Annotated in this window: 16 protein-coding genes; 10 read left to right on the top strand and 6 right to left on the bottom strand. The window is 62.1% G+C overall.

What is annotated here, in order from left to right; all coding sequences use genetic code 11:
• Positions 1-189 precede the first annotated feature (189 nt).
• Positions 190-642: a type II 3-dehydroquinate dehydratase gene (gene aroQ / locus ACIOU9_RS00765; RefSeq protein ID WP_105656979.1), complete on the top strand. Its 453-nt coding sequence runs from the start codon at positions 190-192 to the stop codon at positions 640-642.
• A 9-nt stretch (positions 643-651) separates the two neighbouring features.
• Here aroQ and ACIOU9_RS00760 read toward each other — a convergent pair whose 3' ends face one another.
• Positions 652-1,842, bottom strand: coding sequence for a MarP family serine protease (locus ACIOU9_RS00760; protein WP_402696310.1), 1,191 nt, complete (start codon positions 1,840-1,842; stop codon positions 652-654).
• Between the two features lie 204 nt (positions 1,843-2,046).
• Between ACIOU9_RS00760 and ACIOU9_RS00755 the strand changes: the two genes are divergently transcribed.
• Positions 2,047-2,724, top strand: a complete 678-nt coding sequence (locus ACIOU9_RS00755; RefSeq protein WP_022874282.1) for a Crp/Fnr family transcriptional regulator — start codon at positions 2,047-2,049, stop codon at positions 2,722-2,724.
• Positions 2,725-2,792: 68 nt separating this feature from the next.
• On the opposite strand, the gene ACIOU9_RS00750 is transcribed toward ACIOU9_RS00755, so the two are convergent.
• Together ACIOU9_RS00750 and ACIOU9_RS00745 are read right to left on the bottom strand one after the other, a co-directional pair.
• Positions 2,793-3,707 carry an NUDIX hydrolase gene (locus ACIOU9_RS00750; RefSeq protein ID WP_402696309.1) on the bottom strand — a complete coding sequence of 305 codons (915 nt, stop codon included), beginning with the start codon at positions 3,705-3,707 and terminating at the stop codon, positions 2,793-2,795.
• Between the two features lie 61 nt (positions 3,708-3,768).
• Positions 3,769-4,245, bottom strand: coding sequence for a RidA family protein (locus ACIOU9_RS00745; protein WP_105656982.1), 477 nt, complete (start codon positions 4,243-4,245; stop codon positions 3,769-3,771).
• Between the two features lie 225 nt (positions 4,246-4,470).
• Between ACIOU9_RS00745 and ACIOU9_RS00740 the strand changes: the two genes are divergently transcribed.
• The 4 genes from ACIOU9_RS00740 (at position 4,471) to ACIOU9_RS00725 (ending at position 11,647) form a co-directional block, all read left to right on the top strand.
• Positions 4,471-6,771, top strand: a complete 2,301-nt coding sequence (locus tag ACIOU9_RS00740) for a transglycosylase domain-containing protein (RefSeq protein ID WP_402695845.1) — start codon at positions 4,471-4,473, stop codon at positions 6,769-6,771.
• Positions 6,772-6,890: 119 nt separating this feature from the next.
• A complete protein-coding gene (locus ACIOU9_RS00735) occupies positions 6,891-7,844 on the top strand; it encodes a metallophosphoesterase (RefSeq protein WP_105656984.1) in 954 nt (317 codons plus the stop codon).
• A 174-nt stretch (positions 7,845-8,018) separates the two neighbouring features.
• Positions 8,019-9,842 carry an ABC transporter ATP-binding protein gene (locus tag ACIOU9_RS00730; protein WP_133833570.1) on the top strand — a complete coding sequence of 608 codons (1,824 nt, stop codon included), beginning with the start codon at positions 8,019-8,021 and terminating at the stop codon, positions 9,840-9,842.
• Positions 9,839-11,647 carry an ABC transporter ATP-binding protein gene (locus tag ACIOU9_RS00725; RefSeq protein ID WP_400341982.1) on the top strand — a complete coding sequence of 603 codons (1,809 nt, stop codon included), beginning with the start codon at positions 9,839-9,841 and terminating at the stop codon, positions 11,645-11,647. Before ACIOU9_RS00730 ends, ACIOU9_RS00725 begins: the two co-directional genes overlap by 4 nt.
• Positions 11,648-11,732: 85 nt before the next feature.
• Here ACIOU9_RS00725 and ACIOU9_RS00720 read toward each other — a convergent pair whose 3' ends face one another.
• Both ACIOU9_RS00720 and purD read right to left on the bottom strand, forming a co-directional pair.
• Positions 11,733-12,638: a phosphoribosylaminoimidazolesuccinocarboxamide synthase gene (locus tag ACIOU9_RS00720; RefSeq protein ID WP_332498200.1), complete on the bottom strand. Its 906-nt coding sequence runs from the start codon at positions 12,636-12,638 to the stop codon at positions 11,733-11,735.
• Between the two features lie 15 nt (positions 12,639-12,653).
• Entirely contained in the window at positions 12,654-13,940 is a 1,287-nt protein-coding gene (gene purD, locus ACIOU9_RS00715) for a phosphoribosylamine--glycine ligase (protein ID WP_402695843.1), read from the bottom strand.
• Positions 13,941-14,242: 302 nt separating this feature from the next.
• On the opposite strand from purD, the gene ACIOU9_RS00710 reads away from it, so the two are divergent.
• The 4 genes from ACIOU9_RS00710 (at position 14,243) to purM (ending at position 17,805) form a co-directional block, all read left to right on the top strand.
• Positions 14,243-14,623, top strand: a complete 381-nt coding sequence (locus ACIOU9_RS00710) for a sterol carrier family protein (RefSeq protein ID WP_105656988.1) — start codon at positions 14,243-14,245, stop codon at positions 14,621-14,623.
• Between the two features lie 4 nt (positions 14,624-14,627).
• On the top strand, positions 14,628-14,954 hold the full coding sequence (locus tag ACIOU9_RS00705) for a hypothetical protein (protein WP_105656989.1): 327 nt from the start codon (positions 14,628-14,630) through the stop codon (positions 14,952-14,954).
• 105 nt (positions 14,955-15,059) lie between these two features.
• Positions 15,060-16,583: an amidophosphoribosyltransferase gene (purF, locus tag ACIOU9_RS00700; RefSeq protein ID WP_105656990.1), complete on the top strand. Its 1,524-nt coding sequence runs from the start codon at positions 15,060-15,062 to the stop codon at positions 16,581-16,583.
• Positions 16,584-16,662: 79 nt separating this feature from the next.
• Positions 16,663-17,805 carry a phosphoribosylformylglycinamidine cyclo-ligase gene (gene purM, locus ACIOU9_RS00695; protein ID WP_332485915.1) on the top strand — a complete coding sequence of 381 codons (1,143 nt, stop codon included), beginning with the start codon at positions 16,663-16,665 and terminating at the stop codon, positions 17,803-17,805.
• Positions 17,806-18,050: 245 nt separating this feature from the next.
• On the opposite strand, the gene ACIOU9_RS00690 is transcribed toward purM, so the two are convergent.
• Entirely contained in the window at positions 18,051-18,941 is an 891-nt protein-coding gene (locus ACIOU9_RS00690) for a Sir2 family NAD-dependent protein deacetylase (protein WP_133833708.1), read from the bottom strand.
• Positions 18,942-19,060 lie beyond the last annotated feature (119 nt).

Below are 19,060 nucleotides of genomic sequence, written 5' to 3'. Positions count from 1 at the left end.
AGTCGATGCGCAACGACAACGAAAAAAACCACCCCCGCCCCCCCAGGGGCCCGCGGGTGAGCCCCCCCCCCCCGGCCCCCCCCCCCCCCCCCCCCCCCCCCCGGGGGGGGCCCCCCACGGCGGCTTCTTGTATTACGGGGCCAAAGAATTCGGGCGGGAATTTCCCGGTTGTGTAATAGATTTGAGTTCATGACTGAGAACGCATCGAACACCATCTTGCTGCTCAACGGCCCCAACCTGAATCTGCTGGGCACCCGGGAGCCGGAAATCTATGGCCACGACACCCTGGCCGATGTTGAGCAGCTGGCCCGGGAAACCGCTGCGGCCCTCGGCTTCGAATTGCGCGCCTTGCAGTCCAACCATGAGGGTGTGCTCATCGACGCGATTCACGAGGCCCGCACTACCGCAGCCGGCATCATCATGAACCCCGGCGCATTCACCCATACCTCTGTGGCTATTGCCGATGCCATCAGCGGCGTGCAGTTGCCAGCCATCGAGGTGCACATCTCGAACGTGCACAAGCGTGAAGCGTTCCGCCACCATTCCTTCATCTCGCCGGTAGCCAGCTCGATCATCATCGGTGCGGGCGTGCACGGCTACAAGCTGGCGGTTCAGCAGCTCGCGCATTTGCTGGGCAAATAGCCGCAAGCTCTAGCCGGTGACGCAGTCGCCTGTTTTGATGCTGGTGCGCCGATCGCCGCCCAGCTCCATGGCGTTCTCGATCTCTTCGAGGCTCAGGGCGAAGCCGACCTCGTCATCGCTGCGCGACTTGGCGAAGATCAAGCCCACCGCGTCGCCGAATTCATCCAGCAGCGGTCCGCCGGAATTGCCCTGGGCTACTTCCGCGGTGAGCTGGTAGACAGAGATTCGAGATGGGTCCGCGCCATAGATATTGGCAATGGAGACGAAGGCACGGGAAGCGATCAAGGCTCCGCGGATCTGCTGCGGGCCGCCCGCTGGGTGCCCGACAAAGGTTGCCGAGTCGCCGCGCATCAGGTCATCAGCGGCGAGGTCGATAGGCTCTGCCTCCAGCCCTTCGACGTAAAGCAGCGCGATGTCGGCCTTGGGATCGAAATAAACAACCTTTCCGCGGTGAACTTCGTCACCGCCGACCTCCACGGTTGCCGCGCTCAATCCGGCGACCACGTGCGCGTTGGTCATGACCAGTTCGTGGTCGACAACGAAGCCTGAGCCGGTCAGGTTCACACCGCATTGCACCGCGGTACCGGAGATCTTGGCGGCCGATTGGGCAGCGGCCAGCTGCAGGTCGTTAGCTGCCCATTCGGTGTTGGCCGGCGCCTGGACCGGGGGCGCGAAAGGCTCCAGGAATGCGGGGAGGGTTTCGGCGATCACCTTGGAGCGTGCGGTGGAAATCGCGGCATCGACAAACTCGGGTGTCAGGCCACGAATCGAGTCGATCATCTTGGACTTGCTGATCTCCAGCGAAAGCCTTGGAATACCCATGCTTGAAGTGGAAAAGGCCAAGCCACCGATGATTGTGGCGGTAATGAACACCGACAGCACGCCACCGGCAATGCGGTCCGCGGCACGCAGGAAATCGACATTCATCCAGTGGCGGATGCGAGTTGCAATCACCCGTCCCAGAGCTTGCCCGAGAATGATCAGCACGGCTGCGGTAGCTATCATCAGGCCGACCCGCCACCAGGGGTTCGTGGCGAAGGTGGAAACCAGCGGGATGGCGAAGAATGCGGCGACGCCGCCGACAATCAGGCCGAGCATGTCGCCAATGGTCAGCAGAAAACCTCGACGAACTCCAACAACGAAAAACGTCAGCAAAACAGCGCAGATGACTACGTCGAGCCAGCTGAAAATTCCGAGCACCAAGACCCCAGTTCATTCATAAAGTTCGTATAGACCCAAGGTACCCTTAGAAGCTGATGGATTTCTGCGAGCAGATTCGCGAGTTTTAGTCGAATGTGCGTGATTTTCAACATTTTCTTGGTTAAACCACGTGTGGAAACTGTCACATTGTTACCGAATACGGCACAATGAAGTAAGCGCCTACTACTGTTGACAGGAGATTTAATGGATATCGAGGTACTGCGTCGCGCGCCACTGTTTGCGTCGCTTGGTGATGAAGTATTCGCCGCGCTAACCGAAGAATTGACCGAGGTTGATCTCTCCCGCGGCGCATCGGTGTTCCGTGAAGGCGATCAGGGTGACCGTCTGTACTTCATCGTTTCGGGCAAGATCAAGCTGGGTCGCACCTCTTCGGATGGTCGCGAGAACCTGATTGCTGTTCTTGGCCCAGGCGAACTGTTTGGCGAGATGGCATTGTTCGATCCACACCCACGCAACGCAACTGCAACCGCCGTGTCCGAGACCCGCTTGGCGGGCCTGAGCCACGAGAACATGCGCAAGGCTATCTTGAACTCCCCTGAGGTCTCGATCCAGCTGCTGCAGGCTCTGGCTGCACGTCTGCGTCGTACCAATGAGTCCCTGGCCGATCTGGTCTTCTCTGACGTTCCTGGCCGTGTTGCCAAGGCTCTGTTGGATCTGGCTGACCGCTTCGGTCGCCCAGCTACCGACGGCATCCTGGTTGCCCACGAACTGACTCAGGAAGAGCTGGCTCAGCTCGTTGGTGCTTCCCGCGAAACCGTGAACAAGGCTCTGGCCGAGTTCGTGCAGCGCGGCTGGCTGCGCCTGGAAGCACGCGCCGTCGTGATCCTGGATATCCAGCGTCTGCGCCAGCGCTCGCGCTAAACCGCAGTGATGCAAACAGGCCGGGAATCCTTCAAGGATTCCCGGCCTGCTTTGTTTAAGTTCTGCTCTCAGTGCCCGGCAGTAGTCTGCCATGGGCGGGAGGATTCAGCGCTCATGGAGCCAAGGACTTCCAGATAGTAAATGCCTTCGCGCACCAGCAGGTCCGGATGCTTGAGATTCAACGAACGGGCCCGCGAAAGGTAGGCGACCACTCCATTGGCCTCCGCCATGGCTTCCAGGATCATTTCCACCGCCGGGTAGCTAATCTCCGAGAGCGCGAGGTTCACTGTGTTGGGTTGGCCAACGCTGTCCCCCAGCTCGCTGGTGCTGCGTTTGGCCAATATTTCCCCGGCGGCACACCAGCGCCCCCATTTGCCTTTGCCGCGCAGCAAGGCAGCCTCCTGGCGGTTGGGCACGGTGGCAGTGAAGTACCAGGTGTCGAAGCGGCGCAGGGCAAAGTTCGGGTTGAGCCAGTGGGATACCGGACGCAAAAGGTCTGTGCGCAAGCCCAGTCCGCGGCGGCGCAGGAATTCGTCGAAGGCCAGGTCCTGTCCGGCGATTGCTTCGCGGGCGGTCATCCAGTCTTCTGCATCGGTCATTTCGACCACGGATTGCTCATCGGTGCCGGCCAGCAGGATTCCGGTCTCTTCGAAAAGCTCGCGGATGGCGCAAACGATGTATGCCTGCGCCAACTGCTGGTCCAGCATGTCCATGCGCTTGGACCATTGGGACAGGCTCGGACCGAACCATTGGTAGGTGGCACGGTCGCTCGCCTCGTGGCTGCCGCCTGGAAAGGCCACGTTGCCCAGTGGGGAGCCCCCGGGGCGATAAGTCAGATAGGTCTCCACGCCGTGGGAAGAATCCCTCACAAGGCAGATGGAGGACGCGCGCCGCGGGGTGCGCGGCGTGCGCGAACCGAAAGAGAACCAGTTTTCGGCGGTGGCAATTTGATGCGGTGGCAAATCAAAGAGCCGGCGCACCATACCGCTGCGCGGCCCCGCCGGGAATGCCCGTCGGGACCGCGCAGCAGGAATCTGGCTTGAATTACTCAAATTCGGCGATGACCTCGACCTCGACAGGTGCATCCAGCGGCAGAACGGCAACGCCGACGGCCGAGCGTGCGTGCAAGCCTGCATCGCCGAGTACCTCGCCGAAGAACTCCGATGCCCCGTTGATGACGCCTGGCTGTCCGGTGAAGTCCGGTGCCGACGACACGAAACCGACAACCTTCACGATGCGCTTAATGCGATCTAGATCACCAATTTCGGCCTTGATGGCGGCTAGCGCGTTAAGCGCAGCGGTCTGCGCCTGGGCCTTCGCCTCCTCGGCCGAAACCTCGGCACCAACCTTTCCAACGGCTGTGAGTTCACCCTTAATCAGCGGAAGCTGGCCAGAGGTGTAGACATAGTTGCCGGTGGTAACGGCTGGCAGGTAGGCGGCTACCGGCTTTGCCACAGCTGGCAAGGCATGACCGAGCTCGGCCAGACGAGCCTCGACACGCGAGGAAGTAGCTTCTTGCATGGGATTTCTCCTTCAGTAAATGTTGTTGCTAGTTACGCTTTCGGACGCTTCATGTAGGCCACTGGAGATGAGCCGTTGGGGCCTGGAACCACGGTTACCAGCTCCCAGCCATCGTCACCCCACTGGTCCAAAATCTGCTTCGTAGCGTGAATCAAAAGCGGCAAAGTGGCGTATTCCCATTTAGTCATACTCGATACGTTAGCGCGTCCTTGTAAACTAGTGGGTATGGCAGCCAAGAAGTCCCCTTTTTTTGATACCGCTACCACCCTGGGAAAAGTCGTTGCATTCTTCGGAATCAGCGCCCTGTGTGGTGTGCTCGCAGCAGGCATGCTCGTGCCCATTGCAGCTATCGCAAAAACCGGTTTGACCACCGGTAACAACATCGTCAGCGCGCTCCCGAGCTCGTTTGAAAAGCTCCCCATCCCGGAGCCTTCCACGATCCTTGACGCTGATGGCAAGGCCATTGCGAACTTCTACCAGCAAAATCGCCAGCCTGTGAAGCTAGATGACATCTCGCCAAACATGCGCAAGGCGATCATCTCGGTGGAAGATGAGCGTTTCTACGAGCACAAGGGCATCGACCCCAAGGGCATCGCCCGTGCAGTAGTTGGCAACCTCACCTCTTCGAGCCGCTCTGGTGCTTCCACCCTGACCCAGCAGTACGTGAACAACCTGCTAGTGAATAACCAGGTGCTCACCGGTTCGGACGAATCCACTGTTTCCGGCCAGAAGGGCTACTCGGATAAGATCCGCGAGCTGAAGTACGCGGTGGCCATCGAGAAGGAAATGTCCAAGGACCAGATCCTGGAGGGCTACCTGAACCTGGTGCTCTTCTCGGGTCGCGAGTACGGCGTGCAGGCTGCCGCTCAGCACTTCTACTCAACCGATGCCAAGGACTTGAACGTGCAGCAGTCGGCCATGCTTGCCGGCATGGTCCAGCTGCCAAACGTCTACAACCCGATCAACAACCCTGAGCGATCCATCGACCGCCGCAACAAGGTGCTGGGCAACATGTACCGCACCGGCGCAATCACCAAGAAGGAATACGACAAGGCGGTGAAGTCGGACCTGGAACTGGATCCGCGCACGTCCCCTTCCGGTTGCACCGCGGCCAAGGAAAATGCCTACTTCTGCGACTACGTCACCAATCTGATCCTTTCCGATGACACCTATGGCAAGACCAAGGAAGATCGCGAAGGCCTGCTGTACCGTGGCGGCTTGACCGTCAAGACCACCCTGAACAGCAAGCTGAACAAGAAGGCCGCCAAGGACGCAGCGAAGGCTATCGATCCAAAGGCCAAGTCCAACACCGACATTTACTCCTCGATCGTTTCGGTCGAGCCGGGCACCGGCAAGATCCTGACCATGGCGCAGAACACCACCTACGGTCCGGAAGTCAAGAACTCGGGCGAGAACACCTATTACAACTTCGCTGTCGAGCGTTCCCTGGGTGGCGCTGGCGGGTTCCAGGGTGGTTCTACCATGAAGCCGTACACCACCTTGGGCTGGCTGTCCGAAGGCAACCGCATGTACGACAAGATCAATGCCAAGAAGCAGGTTTTCGTACCCGGCTCCAAGTGGCGGGCATCTTGCCTTCCCGGAGGAACGACAACTGTTGGTTCTAATTGGGAACCGAAGAATGCATCGCCTGGCTTCTACCGCTCGATGACCGTGGATACCGGCCTGTACTGGTCGATCAATACCGCGACCGTGCAGGAGGCCTACAAGACCGACCTGTGCACCATCGCCGATTACACCAAGAAGCTTGGCGTACTGGATCAGGGCGCCAAGGGCGGCCCTGCCCCGATCTCGCCTTCGAACCCTTCGTTCATCATCGGCTCGGCAGAAATCACCCCGCTGTCCCAGGCCGCCGCATTCGCTGCATTCGCCAACAAGGGCGAGTACTGCGAACCACGCGCCATCAACAGCGTGACCGACAAGGACGGCAACGAGTACAAGGTCAAGAAGGAATCCTGCTCCCAGGAAATCGACCCGACCTACGTTGCCGATCTGAACGGCACCCTGAAGAAGATCGCCACCAACCGCGTCTCCAAGGGCCGCGTCGACGGCCCAATCGCTGGCAAGACCGGTACCAACAACTACGCGTCCTCGACCTGGTTCGTCGGCTACACCACCGGAATTTCCACCGCCACCTGGGTCGGCCGACTCAAGGGCAAGGCCGGCGAAGAGAAGAACCAGATGCACGGCGCGATGGTCAACGACAAGAAGGCCCCTTGGATGGTCGATTCCTCGACCTTCGCCGCCCCGCTGTGGGTGGACTTCATGGAGGAGGCCGTGCACGAATTCGAGCGGAACAACTTCGGTTCGGCCCGTCGCCAGCCGCCTCCGCCAAAGCCGAAGGAAGAAGACGATTCCAAGTCCGACTCGGATGAGAAGGACAATGACAAGGAAGAGTCGAAGGAAGATTCCAAGCCTAAGGAAGAATCCTCGCCGAAGCCCGACTCCAATAACAAGGGCAACGGAAACGGCAATGGAAACGGCAACGGCAAGAAGTCCGATGACTAGCTGAATATTCGAAAGGCCGCGTTCAACTTTGGTTGGACGCGGCCTTTCGGTTTAGATTGGCATAGGAGAACTCCACCAGAAGTTGCCTCCGGGCTTGAAAGGACGATGGCACAGAAGTCATGGTTGAACAGAATAATTTCGCTTCGGCATTACGTCATGCCAGCGGTACTGCGGCCCTTGCCGCCACCGGCGCTCTGGCCATCGGCGGAGCTCTGGTGGGCTATGGCATGCTGGAGGCCCAGAAGTTCGGGCTGCGCCACGAATCGCTTAAGGTTCTGCCCCGCGGATACGGCGACATCAAGGTCCTGCACCTTTCGGACATCCACATGGTTCCAGGGCAGGAAGCCAAAACCCAGTGGCTGCGCGGTCTGGCTGATCTGAAGCCCGACTTTGTCATCAACACCGGGGATAACCTCAGCCACCGCAAGGCCGTGCCGGCTTTGATCAAGGCGCTGGAACCGCTGATGGCTTTCCCTGGCGCCTTCGTTCCCGGGTCCAATTGCTACTACGCTCCGAAGCTGAAGAACCCGTTCAGGTATTTGGCTCCTTCCACCGGAACTCCCAACCCTGCCCCGCGCGACCAGTTGCCGTTCGAAGAAATGCACCGGGCCTTCGGCGGAGCCGGCTGGATCAACATGTCCAACCGTGCGCATTCCACGGTGCTCAATGGCCTGCGCCTGGATCTTACCGGCGTGGATGATCCGCACATCGACCGGGACCTCTTCGCTGGCTGGCCGCGTGGTTCCTCCTCAAGCAGCCAGGCGCCCCACGTGCGCATTGCGCTCACCCACGCGCCCTACCAGCGGGTTCTTGACCAATTCACCGAGGCGAAGGCTGATGTCATTTTCGCTGGCCACACCCACGGCGGCCAGGTGTGCATCCCGGGCTATGGCGCATTGGTCTCCAACTGCGATCTGCCTACGTGGCGCGCCCGCGGCCTGAGCGATTGGGAATACAACGGCAACACCGTTCCGTTGAATGTTTCCGCTGGCGTGGGCACCTCGCGCTTCGCTCCGATTCGCTTCGCCTGCCCGCCGGAAGCCATCATGGTTACCCTGGCTGCCCGCGACTAAGCCACGAAATTTCTTCGGGTAATCCCCGGTCAAGCACCTTCTTGGTGCTCGACCGGGGATTATTTGCCTCCAATGTGAAGCACTTCTTTCCAATAGTTGCCTATTGATTGAATTATCCCAACTACTGCCGGTAGTCTGTAACTCTGTCAAACTTCTGGATGAATGCGGGGTACCGTGGCTCAAGCTCAACAGGCCGGTTCGAAAGATCCGGTCCCGCTCTCCGCAACACTGAAACGGCTTGCTCCTTTCGTCAAGCCGATCTTCCCCCGGCTCTTTTGCGGTTTCCTCTGCGCGCTCGGCGCCGGAATTGTCGCGCTGGCCATCCCCCAGGTGCTCGCCTGGCTGGTCAATGTCGTCCTGCATCGTGATGGGGCAGCCTCGGAGGTGTGGCTCTCTGTTGGCATCGTTGCCGCATTGGGCCTTGTCGAAGCCCTGCTGATCTTCCTGCGCCGCCAATTCGTGCTGAATCCCGCAGCAGGCCTTGAAGCGCAGATGCGCATCCGCTTCTACAAGCACCTGCAGCGCCTGCCCGTGGCGTTCCACGAACGCTGGGGCTCGGGGCAGCTTCTCTCCCGCTCCATGTCGGATCTCTCCTTGTTGCGCCGTTGGCTCGCGTTCGGCGCGATGATGCTGGTTGTTGAAACCGTCACCGTCATCACCGGGCTGGTGCTGATGTTCACCCATTCATGGATCCTGGGACTGCTCTACCTGCTGGGATCTATCCCGATTGCCATCAAGGCCTACCGTTTCCGCAACGACTACCGGGCCGCCAGCCGCCGCAGCCAGGACCAGGCTGGGGACCTGGCCACCGCGGTGGAAGAATCAGTGCACGGTATCCGCGTCATCAAGGCCTTCGGCCGCGGGCCGCATGTCTACGCGGGCTTCAGCGCCCAGGCAAAGTCCCTGCAGGAAACCGAAATAACCAAGGCCAAGACGCTGGCCAGCTTCCTGCTCACCGTGGTTGCGGTGCCCGAAACCATTCTGGGCATCGGCTTGCTCATCGGCATTGCCCAGGTCGCCAACGGCACGCTGAGCGTCGGCTCGCTGGTGGCCTACTTCGCCATCGCCGCGGTCATCGCCGGCCCCGTCGAGGGCATGGGAATGCTGCTGGGCATGACGCTGAGCACCAAAACTGCGCTGGACCGCCACTTCGAGGTCATGGATTCAATCAATGACATCGATTCCCCCGCGCAGCCCCGGGTCCCTGCAGAACGCGATGGCAGCGTGAAGCTGGAGCATGTGCGCTTCGCCTACCCGGATACCGCCGGTACCCACCGGCCGATCCTGGCCGACATCAATCTGGAGATCCGTCCCGGGGAAACCATGGCCCTTGTCGGCATCACCGGTTCGGGCAAGTCCACCTTGCTGAACCTGGTTCCGCGCCTGCATGAAGCGACCTCCGGCGAGGTGCTCATCCACGGACAGGACGTCAAGGACTGGGACCTCCAGGAACTGCGAACCGAGATCGCCGTGGCTTTCGAGGACACCACCTTGTTCTCCACCTCCATCCGCGGCAACGTGCTGCTCGGCGCCCCGGAAAACCTGGATGAGCAGCAGCGCGAAGCCCTGCTCGCCGAAGCCCTGGACGTCGCCCAGGCGCAGTTTGCCTACGCGTTGCCCGAAGGGGTAGACACCTTGATCGGCGAGGAAGGCCTGTCGCTATCGGGCGGGCAGCGCCAGCGCATCGCCTTGGCCCGCGCCATCGCAGCGCGCCCGAGCGTGCTGGTCCTCGACGATCCGCTGTCCGCCCTGGATGTGCGCACCGAGGAACTGGTCACCGAGAGGCTGCGCGAAGTCCTGGCCGGAACCACCACGCTGATCGTGGCCCACCGGCCCTCGACCGTGATGCTCGCCGACCGCGTGGCGCTGCTGCGCGATGGCCGCATCGACGCGGTGGGAAGCCATGCCCACCTGTTGAGCACCAATGAGCATTACCGATTCGTCATCGCCAGCCTGGATGACGAAGACCAGCCAGCCACCGTGGAGGTCTCCCGATGAGCAAGCCACTGGGCGTCGCCAATGAAGACGCCATCAAGCTCTCTGCCGCCGAGCGCAAGGTCGTGCGGCAACGTTCCTTCCGGTTGCTGGCCTCGCTGGCCGTGCCGCAGAAGAAGCTGTTCGTCCTCACCGTGGTGCTGGTGCTGTTCTCCAACGCGGCACGCGTGCTGCTTCCGGTGCTGATCGCCTTCTCGATCGACTGGACCCTGCCGCAGGTGCGCGAAGGCAACTGGGGCGCCCTGGGGATGACCGGGGCCGGATACATCGTGTGCGCCGTGCTCAGCGGCGTGCTGCTCTCCTGGTACATCACCAGTGCGGCGAAGATCTCCCAGGCGATGCTCCTGGATCTGCGCCAGCAGGTCTTCCGCCATACCCAGCGGCTGAGCCTCGAATTCCACGAGAACTACACCTCCGGGCGGATCATTTCCCGGCAGACCTCCGATCTGGAAACGCTGCGCGAGCTGCTCGATCAAGGCGTCTCGGAACTGGCCTCCTCCTGCGTGTTCGTGGTCTTCACCCTGGTCTCGATTTTCTTCCTCGACTGGCGCAGCGGCCTGGTGGTCTGCGTGGCCGTCCTTCCGGTAGCGATCCTCTTCTTCTGGTACCAGCGCCGCTCCGAGCTGCTCTACCGCGAATCCCGCGTGGTCTCGGCCAAGGTCATCTCCACCTTCGTGGAAACCATGACCGGCATCCGCGCGGTCAAGGCCTTCCGCCGCGAGGAAGCCAACGACGCGAACTACTCGGATCTCGCGGAGCAGTACCGGGTGAACTCGGTGCGTTCCTTCAACCTCTTCGGCGTCCTGCAGCCGGGACTGGTCCTGATCGGCAACCTGACGGTGGCGGCATTGCTCGCCTACGGCGGATTCCGCATCATCGACGGCACCATGCAGGTCGGTGCGATGGTGGCCATCCTGCTGGCCTCCAAGCGCCTGTTCCAGCCAGTCGAGCAGATCGCCATGTTCTATTCCTCGCTGCAGTCGGCCACCGCCGCCCTGGAGAAGGTTTCGGGGCTGCTGGAGGAAGAACCGACGGTGCGCGAGCCTGCGGCCCCTCGCACCATCCGCAAGGTGGCCGGCGAGCTGGTCTTCAAGGATGCGGTCTTCGGCTACGGCGAGGGCCCGGTGATCATGGAGGAATTCGACCTGCGGATCCCGGCGGGCCAAACGGTGGCCGTGGTAGGCCAGACCGGTGCCGGCAAGTCCACGCTGGCCAAGCTCATTGCCCGCTTCTACGACCTGCGTTCGGGCACCTTGGAACTGGATTCGGTGCCGATCAACGAGCTGTCGAACAAGGAACTGCGCCAGCACGTGGTGATGGTCACCCAGGAGGCGTTCCTCTTCTCCGGATCGGTGGCCGAGAACATCGCGCTGGGCCGGCCGGGCGCCTCGCCGGAGGATATCGAGTACGCCGCCCGTGCGGTCGGCGCCCACGAGTTCATCTTGGATCTGCCTGAGGGCTACGGCACCGACGTGAACAAGCGAGGCGGACGGGTCTCGGCCGGCCAGCGCCAGCTGATTTCCTTTGCCCGCGCCTTCCTTGCCGATCCTGCGGTGCTGATCCTTGATGAGGCCACCAGCTCCCTGGATATCCCTTCGGAACGGGCAGTGCAGCGCGGACTGCAAACCCTGCTGGGCAACCGCACCGCGCTGATCATCGCGCACCGCCTGTCCACCGTGCAGATCGCGGACCGCGTGCTGGTGGTCCACGATGGCAAGATCACCGAGGACGGCACCCCAGCGCAGCTGATTGCCGATGAGGGGCGCTTCGCGGCCCTGCACAAGGCGTGGAAGGACTCGCTGGTCTGATCCCGTCCAGGACAGCGCAAAGCCCTCCGCAGATCACTTCGATCAGCGGAGGGCTTTGCCGTGCGTGGTTGTTCTTCGCCTGCGCCTAGGCGCTGAAGACCTGGCCGGTGAGCCGTTCGTAGGCCTCGATGTAGCGGGCACGGGTCTTCTCGATGATTCCGGCTGGCAGCTGAGGCGGTTCTTCGCCCGAGTTCTTGTCCCAACCCGATTCGGCGGAGGTCAGCCAGTCGCGGACGAACTGCTTGTCGAAGCTGGCCTGCGCCTGGCCCGGCTTGTAGGATTCGGCATCCCAGAAACGCGAGGAATCCGGGGTCAGCACCTCATCGCCCAGGGTGATCTCGCCGGTGGCCGGATCAGCTCCGAACTCCACCTTGGTATCGGCCAGGATGATGCCGCGCGCGCGGGCGATCTGCTCGGCCTGCTCGTACAGGGCCACGGTCTTCTCCCGCAGCGCCTCGGAAACTTCGGCGCCAACGCGTTCCACGGTCTGCTCGAAGGAGATGTTCTCGTCGTGCTCCCCCACCTCGGCCTTGGCCGATGGGGTGAACAGCGCCGGTTCCAGGCGCGAGCCATCCACCAGTCCTGCCGGCAGTGGCAGCTCGCACACGGTCTGCGAGGCCTTGTACTCGGCCAGGCCCGATCCGGTCAGGTATCCGCGGGCGATGCACTCGATCGGGTACATCTCCAGCTTCTTGCACACCATCGCGCGTCCGGCCACCTCGGCTGGAACATCGGTGGAGATGACATGGTTGGCGAAGTCGCCCAGCTGCTCGAACCACCAGAGGCTGAGCTGGGTCAGCACCTTGCCCTTGTCCGGGATTTCGCTGGCCAGCACGAAGTCGTAGGCGCTGATGCGGTCGGAGGCCACCACGAGGACACGGTCGGTGCCTTCGAAGCTGGCGCCCGCAGGCACGTACAGGTCGCGTACCTTGCCCGAGTAGTAATGGTCCCAACCTTCTAGGTCGAGCACTTCGGTCTGGAATCCTGCCATGAGTTCTGTAGTCCTCTACTTGCTTTCGTTGGCGATGGCGATTTCGCCGCGTTCGGCCTTCAACGCAATGTCGGTGCGCGACTGGGCACCGTCCCAGCTGATCTCGGCAACCCCGGCGTACGCTGCGGCGCGGGCCGCGGCGAGGTCATCGCCCAGGCCCACCACGGCCAGTACGCGGCCACCGGAAACAATGATGTTCCCTTCAGCATCCGCGGAAGTTCCGGCATGCATCACGTGCACGCCGTCAATTCCGTTGGCTGCCTCCAGCCCGGAGATCACCGCTCCCTTGACCGGGGTGTCCGGGTAGTTCTCGGCGGCGATGACCACATCAACTGCGGTCTGCGCGGACCAGGTCAGCTGCTCGGCATCATCGAGCCGGCCCTTGGCGGCAGCCATCAGCACACCGCCCAGCGGAGTCTTCAGCCGGGCAAGGACAGCCTGGGTTTCCGGGTCGCCGAAGCGGGCATTGAACTCGATGACGCGGATGCCGCGCTTGGTGATCGCCAAGCCGCAGTACAGCACGCCGGTGAACGGGGTGCCGCGCTTTTCCATTTCGCGCAGGGTCGGGTAGGCGACGCGGTCCATGACCTCGTCGACGAAGCTCTCCGGCAGCCATTCCAGCGGCGAGTAGGCACCCATGCCACCGGTGTTCGGGCCTTCGTCGTTATCGAAGATGCGCTTGAAGTCCTGTGCCGGGGCCAGCGGAACAGCATGCTTGCCATCGCAGATGACAAACAGGGAAACTTCTGGGCCATCGAGGAATTCTTCGATCACTACGGTTCCGCCGGCGGCAAAACAGGCTTCTGCGTGCTCCAGCGCTTCGTCGCGATCGCCGGTGACCACGACGCCCTTGCCGGCGGCCAGGCCATCGTCCTTGACCACGTACGGCGCACCGAAGTCATCCAGCGCACTGGCGGCTTCCTCGCGGTTGGTGGCCACATGGGCCATGGCGGTGGGAACCTCAGCGGCAGCCATGACGTTCTTGGCAAAAGCCTTGGACGCTTCGAGCTGCGCGGCAGCCTGGGTCGGGCCGAAGACCGGGATCTGCGCTGCGATCAGCGCATCGGAAACACCGGAAGCCAGCGGCGCTTCGGGGCCGACGACCACCAGATCGCTGCCCAGTTCCCGGGCGAGCGCGACGACTGCGGCAGGATCCTGCGCATCGATCGCGTGGGTAGTGACGTCCTGTGCGATACCGGCGTTGCCGGGGGCGCAATGAACTTCGTTGACGTAGGGGTCTGCACTCAGTGCACGGACAATTGCATGCTCACGGCCGCCTGGGCCAATAACCAGTACCTTCACCCGGTCGAGTTTACCGGAGATCCAGCGGGTCAACCGCGTCTATGACGCGCAGGCATTAGCCGCAGGCCCCGTCCATCTGGCCGCCCGCCTGGCACCGGGCCGAGGGGCGAATTCGGCGCCAGCAAGCCCAAAGCGCCCCCTGGAAGTCTTCGGCACAGCATCATGCCGGCATCCAACCGGCGCTGCGTTGGCTGAACTAGAGTTGGCATGGCTGGATTTCTCGGTTTTCCAGATCCACAGTAGATGCCCAGCGCACGCAAATATGACGTTTCTCCGTCATTGAGAGAAAGTGGAATCGACCCATGGCAATCAAACGGCGCGTTGATGAAACCGCTGGCCGAGCGGCCCTGCGCGAATGGTCCGGAACCACGCAGGGACAAGGAAAAATAGCCCGCCCGGTGCTCGCCACCGCGGTGCGCTTTTCGCTGGAGGAGCTGGCCTCCCGCGCCGAGGGCAACTCGGTCGAGGTACGCGTTCCGCCCTTCGGTGTGACTCAGTGCATAGCGGGTCCCCGGCACACCCGCGGAACACCTCCGAATGTAGTCGAAATGCCTGCTGAGCTCTGGCTTTCCCTTGCTACTGGGCGTATCGGCTGGGCCGAGGCCTTGCAGACTGGGCAATTGCATGCTTCGGGACTTAGGGCAGACTTGTCAGCGCACCTACCACTTATTGAGTACCCTTAAGGGTATGGAGCAACACCCCGCTACCCCGTCTTCTGCCGATCAGAGTGTTGAAGTGCATATTCACTCGTCGCCCAAGTTCTGGCCGTTCATTTTGACTTTCGCGGTCCTTGGCGCGCTAGCCGGTCTCATCATTGGCCTGCTTGGCGAACCATCGCAGGATTACACCCGCACCTCGGCGTCCGGATTCTTCGCCATATTCGGTGCAGGCCTGGGCGTAGGCATCGGCGCATTGGCGTATGTGATTGTTGATCGCGTGACCTCACGCAAAACCACCAAGCATCTGGCAGTTCCTCTGGCCGAGGACACTGACTCCAGCGGACTACAAGGCTAGGCAGCTTTTCTCCTGAATTAGAAGAGCAGGCGGCCGCGCACCTGGCCGCCACCCACCACATTTTTGGTCGGTGTCGACCAACTGGAACATGAGAGAATAACCAACATGGCGCGTGGCGATGGATTCTTAAATCACGACCTGCTTCCAAACGAAAAGGGGCCGCAGGATGAATGCGGCGTTTTTGGCGTTTGGGCTCCTGGCGAAGAGGTCGCAAAACTCACCTATTACGGCCTGTATGCCCTGCAGCACCGCGGACAGGAATCCGCTGGTATTGCCACGAGCGACGGTGCGCGTATCAACGTCTACAAGGACATGGGCCTGGTCTCCCAGGTGTTCGACGAGAATACGCTGAACTCCATGGCCGGCCAGCTGGCTATCGGCCACTGCCGCTACTCGACCACCGGTGCCAGCCACTGGGCCAATGCGCAGCCGACCTTGGGCCCGACCCAGGCCGGTACCGTCGCCCTGGCCCACAACGGCAATCTGACCAACTCCGCTGATCTGGCCGATATGGTCTCCGCCAAGCAGCAGGCCGAAGGCGGCAAGGTCCGCGGCGAACTCGCCCAGGGCAACACCACCGACACCGCCTTGGTCACCGCCTTGCTGGCCGGTTCCGAAGGCCAGTCGCTGGAAGAAACCGCGCTGGAGCTGCTGCCGAAGATCGAAGGCGCCTTCTGCTTCGTCTTCATGAACGAGGACACCCTCTACGCAGCCCGCGACCCGCATGGTGTTCGCCCCCTGGTCCTGGGCCGGCTGGACCGAGGCTGGGTTGTTGCTTCGGAGCAGCCTGCACTGGCTACCGTTGGCGCCTCGTTCATCCGCGAAATCGAACCCGGCGAAATGATCGCCATCGACGAGAACGGCGTGCGTTCCACCCGCTTCGCCGAAGCCACTCCCAAGGGCTGCGTCTTCGAGTACGTCTACCTGGCTCGTCCCGATGCTGCCATTGCCGGCCGCTCGGTCTACGAATCCCGCGTGGAAATGGGCCGCCAGCTGGCCCGCGAGAACAGCGCGGACGCGGACATCGTGATCCCGGTTCCGGAGTCCGGCACCCCGGCCGCCATCGGCTACGCCGAGGAATCGGGCATTCCATTCACCCACGGCTTCGTGAAGAACGCCTACGTGGGCCGTACCTTCATCCAGCCATCGCAGACCCTGCGCCAGCTGGGCATCAAGCTCAAGCTCAATGCGCTGGAAACCGTGCTGCGCGGCAAGCGCGTCGTGGTGGTGGATGATTCGATCGTCCGCGGCAACACCCAGCGCGCGGTGGTGCGCATGCTGCGCGAGGCCGGTGCCGCCGAGGTGCATGTGAAGATCTCCTCGCCTCCGGTCAAGTGGCCTTGCTTCTACGGCATCGACTTCGCCTCGCGTGCCGAGCTGATCGCCAACGGCGCTGCCGTGGCTGAGATCGCGACCTCCATCGGCGCGGACTCCTTGGCCTACATTTCCGAAGACGGCATGATCGAAGCGACCCGCCAGCCGCGCGAGCGCCTGTGCACCGCGTGCTTCACCGGCGAGTACCCGATCGCCTTGCCGAACGAGGAGCGCCGCGGCAAGAACCTGCTGGAGCGCAGCAACCAGGGCGGCTGCGAGCCAGGTCCTGATGCCGAGTTCGAAACCAACAGCTAATCCCCTCCACGATCCCAACCATCTCGTTGCAAAGGGCGCCGGAAATACGGCGCCCAGAACAGAAAAGGAACCGACTGCCATGAGCGGCAATGATCAGCAGCCAACTTCCATCACCTATGCCGGTGCCGGCGTTGACGTTGAGGCCGGTGACCGTGCCGTTGAGTTGATGAAGGGCGCGATCAAGGCAACCCACACCGCGGGCGTTGTCGGAGGGGTCGGCGGCTTCGCCGGGCTCTTCGATGTATCGTTCCTGACCGGTTACAAGAAGCCGTACTTGGCTACCTCCACCGACGGGGTAGGCACCAAGGTTGCCATCGCCCAGAAGCTGGACATCCACGACACCATCGGCCAGGACCTGGTCGGCATGGTGGTCGACGATATTGTCGTGGTGGGCGCCAAGCCTCTGTTCATGACCGACTACATCGCCACCGGCAAGGTCGTCCCGGAGCGCATCGCGGATATCGTGCGCGGCATCGCGGAAGGCTGCAAGCTGGCCGGCACCGCGCTGGTTGGCGGCGAAACCGCGGAGCACCCGGGCCTGCTAGCCGAGGACGAATACGATGTTGCCGGTGCTGCTACCGGTGTCATCGAAGCTGACCAGCTGCTGGGCCCGGAGCGCGTGCGGGCCGGCGACGTCGTCATCGGCATGGCGTCCTCGGGCATCCACTCCAACGGCTACTCGCTGGTGCGCCGCGTCATCGCCCACGCCAAGTGGGAGCTGGAACGCGAAGTTGCAGAGTTCGGCAAGACCTTGGGCGAGGAACTGCTGGTTCCGACCCGCATCTACACCACCGCTTGCCTGGATCTGGTGGGCGAGCTGAACGACGGCGAGAACTTCGGCGTGCACGGCTTCAGCCACGTCACCGGTGGGGGCCTGGCTGCCAACCTGGCTCGCGTGCTGCCCCAGGGCCTGATGGCCCGTGTGGACCGCTCGACCTGGTCCCTGCCAGCAGTCTTCTCCACCATCGCCCAGCTGGGCAACGTGCCACAGCCTGACCTTGAGCGCACCCTGAACCTGGGTGTGGGCATGGTTGCTGTTGTTGATCCAGCTGTAGCTGATCGTGCCGTAGAGCTGCTGAACAAGGCTGGCATGGGAGCTTGGGTCATGGGCGGCGTCGAGAATATCGATCCAGCGGCAGCCGATGCCGGACTGGACTACGTCCAGGGAGCCAAGGGCGTTGACGGCGGCGCAGTGCTGCTGACCGGCAACTACGCCAAGTAGTACTCGCAGGATCCGCTTCCTTGCCGATGCGCCGCACTGATCCCAGTGCGGCGCATCGGTTCTTTAACGCCATCGCCATGCGAATGGGGATGCAGGGTTGACCGGAGCCCTCTTGCCCGGCTTCCAGGCGCCAGGCAATGCTGCCGGTGGTGCTGCACCAGTGCGAGCTTCCTGCCGGGCTGAGTGCCCAGAGCAGCATTTGGCACGCTTCATTGGTGTCCCTTGCGGGACGAAATACCGGCCTGCTAGTCCAGTTGCTTCAGGGCGTGCTCCAAAGGCACACGCCAGCGCCAGGTTGCTTTTTGTTCACCGCGGACGTGGCCGTTGGTAATCAGCGCCACCGGCAAATCCCGCTTGACGAAGTTCAACAGGATCTTGTACCCGCTCATCACTGCAAGGGAGGAGCCCAGCACCAAGAGCGATGTGGATTCCGCTTCCAGTGCCGCAATGCGTTCCTTGCGTTCAACCGGAACGTTCTCGCCGAAATACACCACATCAGGCTTCAGGGCCAGCGAGCCGCAGCTCAAGCAGGCCACCATGTTGAACCGGTCAACCAGATACTGGGGCAGCTCCACATCCCCATCGGGGTTCACCGCGCTGGGGTCGATTTCCACGGCTTCCAAATAGCCTTCGTTGGCCGCCTGCAGGCGCAGATCAAAGTCATTGCGGTTCTCGCTGTACCCGCAGTCCAGGCAGCGGACGATCGACAAGTCGCCATGGACCGGAATGACCCGTTTGGATCCGGCCTGCTGGTGCAGCCCGTCAACGTTCTGCGTAATGATTCCACTGAGTTTCCCGTGCTCTTCCCACTGCACCAAGCGCTGGTGAATGTGGTTAGGCTCGGCTTTGTCCATATGGCGCCAGCCGACGTAGCCACGGGCCCAATAGCGCTGCCGGGCTTCAGGACGGAATCGGAATTCTTGATAGGTCATCGGCCGGTGGCGCTGCAATGAACCGTTGGGTCCCCGGTAGTCGGGGATTCCGGAATCGGTAGAAACACCGGCTCCGGTGACCACCAGGACCCCGCCAGCGGAAAGCATTTGGCGCACCCCGGCACGCGCTTCAGCTTCCGGGGATTCAGGTGCCTGCTGCTCGACAATGCGCTGCATCGACCGGATGGCCGAATGATGCGCCATCTGGATGGATAGCTCTTCTGGAGTGCTCACGTTCCACCTAACAATTACTGGGCACGACAAAGGCCGCAACGACTAAAAGCTAATTTAGCTTAGTCGCTGCGGCTTGTCGCAAAATGTAC

Source organism: Glutamicibacter sp. NPDC087583, assembly GCF_044743685.1.
In the GTDB taxonomy this organism is placed as follows: domain Bacteria; phylum Actinomycetota; class Actinomycetes; order Actinomycetales; family Micrococcaceae; genus Glutamicibacter.
The sequence above is the reverse complement of the archived record's forward strand: the minus strand, read 5'-3'. Positions and strand labels throughout refer to the sequence as shown.